The organism is Noviherbaspirillum sp. (genome assembly GCF_035944575.1).
Taxonomy (GTDB): Bacteria; Pseudomonadota; Gammaproteobacteria; order Burkholderiales; family Burkholderiaceae_D; genus Noviherbaspirillum.
This window is the reverse complement of the sequence record NZ_DASZBA010000255.1, coordinates 1-3,739: the sequence shown is the minus strand read 5'-3', so window position 1 is coordinate 3,739 and position 3,739 is coordinate 1. Positions and strand designations below refer to the sequence as shown.

Below are 3,739 nucleotides of genomic sequence, written 5' to 3'. Positions count from 1 at the left end.
AAAGAAGATTCCGGCGTGCCTGTGAGCTGCAAACACGGAACGTGGTTAACGTTAGATCAGATGAGTTTCCAAGTAATCCAAATAGTGTCGAGTGTTTGATCTTGAACAGAATGGCTTGCGCACTTAAGTCAAAGATAGAGCAAGGTAACTATGGCTTTCGGCCCGCCTCTTCATGGCCCAGGTATAAGTGAACGACAGGAAGCGCATCGCGCCTTCCCGCACATAACAGCGACCTTGGATATCCTATATGAACAGTCGAACTGCACGGCATGGACTCCATCTACTCTGCATGCTGGCGTTGCTGGCCTGGCTGTGTTCAAGCGATGCGGCGAGTCTGTCCAATTCTGTAAAGCCTGGTGCTGAAACAGTCATCGCCGAGCAGTCCGATGCAAGGCGTGATGTCAGGCGGATAGCACTGGTGATCGGAAACGGTGCTTACCGGACAGCGCCTCTCGCCAATCCTGTTCGTGATGCGCGTGCGGTAAGCGACGCGCTGCGTTCGCTGGGTTTCGACGTCATGCATTATGAAGACGCCACGCTGCAGCAGATGCAGGAAGCAACCCGCCGCTTCGGCGACCATCTTCAACAGGGCGGTGTCGGCCTGTTCTACTTTTCCGGTCACGGTGCCGGCGTCGCCGGCGATACCTTGCTGCTGCCCGCCGATGCGGCGGACGACTCGCCGGCCGCGCCGCTGTCCAAAGGAATGGACCTGCGCAATGTTCTTCGGGACATGTCGCCGGCGCGGGCGCACAAGCTCAACATGGTCATTCTGGACATCTGCCTGAACGATCCGCTGGATCCGTCACAACCCTCCATGCCGCCCGTGAATGCCGGCTTGCCGCATGACGACACGCTGCTCGCCTTCGCCACCGCGCCCGGCTCCTTTGCAGCGGACGGGCAGAGGCATGGCATTTTCACCGGGGAACTGCTGCGGCATATCGCGGCACCAGGCCAGGATCTTGATGGATTGTTCAGACGGGTCGCGGACGGCGTACAGCGTGTTACCGGAGGGCGGCAGGTTCCCTGGGTGTCCGCTTCCCTTTCATCCGCAGCGGCGGCCTACCGCTTCGTGCACGCCGATGCCGCACCGGCGTATGCCCGATACGTACCGGCATCGGAGGAAGTGAAGGTATTGCGCAGCCGCGCCATTCTGCCCAAGGACAGCGATGAACAGTACGAGCTTTCCTTTTGGGAATCCATCAAGGACAGCAACCATGCGAGCGATTACGAAGCCTACCTGAGCACGTATCCGAACGGACGCTTCGCGGCGCTGGCGCGCGCGCGTATCGCACGCCTGCGCGCATCCGCTCCTGCCAAGCCAGAGGCCCCCGCACAGGCAGCCCCGAAGGCGCCAGCCCAGGCAACCGAATCGGCCCCGCCGGCAAAACCGGCGCCTGAGCGGCCACGCCAGCCGCCCGCCGCGAAAGTGCCGGAGACGAAGCCGGCGCCCGCGGTCGTTCCCGGCGACGTGAAGAAGGCGGAGCCCGCGCCCACGGCGCCAGCGGCACCATCAGAGCCGCGCGAGAAGGCGGCATCGCGCCCGGCGGGCAAGGGTGAAATCAAGGACTGCCCCGCATGCCCGGTGCTGATCAGCGTGCCGGCCGGCACCTTCACCATGGGCAGCAATACCAATGACCCGAGCGAGAAGCCGGCACACCAGGTGACGATCAAGCAGCCGTTTGCGATAGGCAAATACGAAGTGACGGTCGAGGAATGGAATGCCTGCGTCGATGCGGGCGCATGCCAGAAGCTGACTGCCGGCGAAGAAAAGTTCGGCAAAAGTCCGGTGCGCGATGTCAGCTGGGACGATGCGCAACAGTACGTGCAATGGCTCGCCAAGATCAGCGGCAAACCCTACCGGCTGCCGACCGAGGCGGAATGGGAGCTGGCAATCAAGGGCGGCACGAACACCCGCTTCTGGTGGGGCGAGCAGATGCGCCCGAAGATGGCCAATTGCAAGGACTGCGGTGAACCGTGGCAGAAGGAACGGCCGGTGGAAGTCGGCTCGTTCGAGCCCAACCCCTTCGGTCTTTACGACATGAACGGCAGTGTCTGGGAATGGGTCGCGGATTGCTGGCACAACTCCCATGCCGGCGCACCGCCGGACGGACGCGCACGTGAACTGCCGAACTGTCGCGCACGGGTGATACGCGGCGGGTCATGGCGGGAGGATGCGCGCTATATGCCGTCGTCGACCCGCTTCAAATATGATGCCGGCGTGCGGCATTCGCAAAACGGTTTTCGCGTCGCCAGAACGCTCGATTAAGCATCATGCAAGGCCGGACGATGATCAGGGTGAGCGTGGCCTTGTCGTGACCTGGAGGAAATCGACCACGATTTTTTCCCTGCCCTCCTTCTCCGCGATCTGCTTCAGCCGCTTTTCGACCTCGGCCAGATAAGCCGGCGTGCTTTCGGCAACCGGCCGCAAGGGATCGAACAGGGGTACCGGCGTGGCGAGCAGCACGATCATGTCGGTGCCGAAGGGCTTCGAGACGATCCAGCTGGTGAGACCGCCTAGCGTGGCCGAATAGTTGGGCGGTGCCTGGTTCGCCTTTGCGCGGGGGCTGGGCACGAGATGGACCACGCTGCCGTCGAAGGAGTAATAATCGACATTCACGTAAGACACGTGGCCCGGCGTATTGACATCGAGCATCAGCTTGTCGCCTTCCATCAGGCGGGCATCTCGCGGCCGGGTATGAATCGAGGCACGTCCGCCAGCCTGGCGGTGGCCGGCCCAGTAAGGCGCCAGCAGATTAAGTACGCCGCACTTCTCCTCGCTGACCTGTTGTACCTCCAGTGCCACCGGCCGCGCGCCCGGCGCACCTTCCAGCATCGTCTTCAGGCGCGCGGTGCCGTAGCTCTCCGCGAGAAAGCCTTCCACCCGCATGCTGTCGTTTTGCGTCGTTGCAACCAGCGCGGCGCACGGGATGCGCGACAAAGCCTGGTTGACCGACTCCACGGTCGGCGGCGCGACAGGCTGTGCCGGCGGCGCAGGCGTTGCCTGTTGCACCGCCGGCGCGGAGGCCGGGGCGGGTTCGGCGGGAGCGCTTTCCTGCACATCCGCCAGCGCCGGTGAACCGGTCTTCCCGCCCGGCGAGACGATCCAGTACACAGCGGCGCCGCCAGCGACCAGTGCCGCTAGCATGGTGGTCGCAACAAGAGGAATTGCCGATCCGCTTTTCCGGCGCTCAATACCCATCTCTTCAAGAAAGCGCATCACCGTCGGCGTGCGCGCCTCGCGCTCGAATGCCATCGCATTCCTGAGCGCGCGCCATTGCGCGTTGCCGATATTCTTCGGCCGTTGCGGCTTCATGCCGGCGTTTCTTGCCTGCGTCGCGGTGAGCCGGTCGAATGGATGTCGCCCTGTCAATAACTCATAGGTGATGCAGCCGAGCGCATAGATATCGTCGCGCGGGTCGGGGTCGCGATGCTCGAGCATCTCCGTGCTTGCATAGGCCGGTGTCAGGCCGCCGAGGCTGCCCGGATCGAACACCGTGACTTCCGTTTCGACAACCGGCGTGCGGAACACGCGGGCGATACCGAAATCGATGACCTTGATCTCCCCCTTCTCCGTCACGATGACGTTTGCCGGCTTGAAGTCGCAGTGGACAAAGCCGCGTTCATGCGAATAGGCAAGCGCCTTGCCCATGCCGGATACGATCCGCATCGCATTGTCGAACGCCATGCCGGTGAACTCCGGGTTGCGCAGCATATGGCTCAGCGGCTTGCCGTCGAGGTA

At 62.9% G+C, this 3,739-nt stretch carries 2 protein-coding genes; one reads left to right on the top strand and one right to left on the bottom strand.

Annotated elements, in window-relative coordinates:
* Nucleotides 1-247: 247 nt before the first annotated feature.
* Nucleotides 248-2,266, top strand: coding sequence for an SUMF1/EgtB/PvdO family nonheme iron enzyme (locus tag VGU61_RS20820; RefSeq protein WP_326861221.1), 2,019 nt, complete (start codon nucleotides 248-250; stop codon nucleotides 2,264-2,266).
* Between the two features lie 24 nt (nucleotides 2,267-2,290).
* On the opposite strand, the gene VGU61_RS20815 is transcribed toward VGU61_RS20820, so the two are convergent.
* Nucleotides 2,291-3,739 (bottom strand): serine/threonine protein kinase (locus VGU61_RS20815; protein WP_326861220.1); only part of this gene is annotated, 1,449 nt, incomplete at its 5' end.

Bases quoted from the DNA above. Each gene is read 5' to 3' on its own strand.
- VGU61_RS20820 (WP_326861221.1), top strand. From the start codon at position 248: ATGAACAGTCGAACTGCACGGCATGGACTCCATCTACTCTGCATGCTG.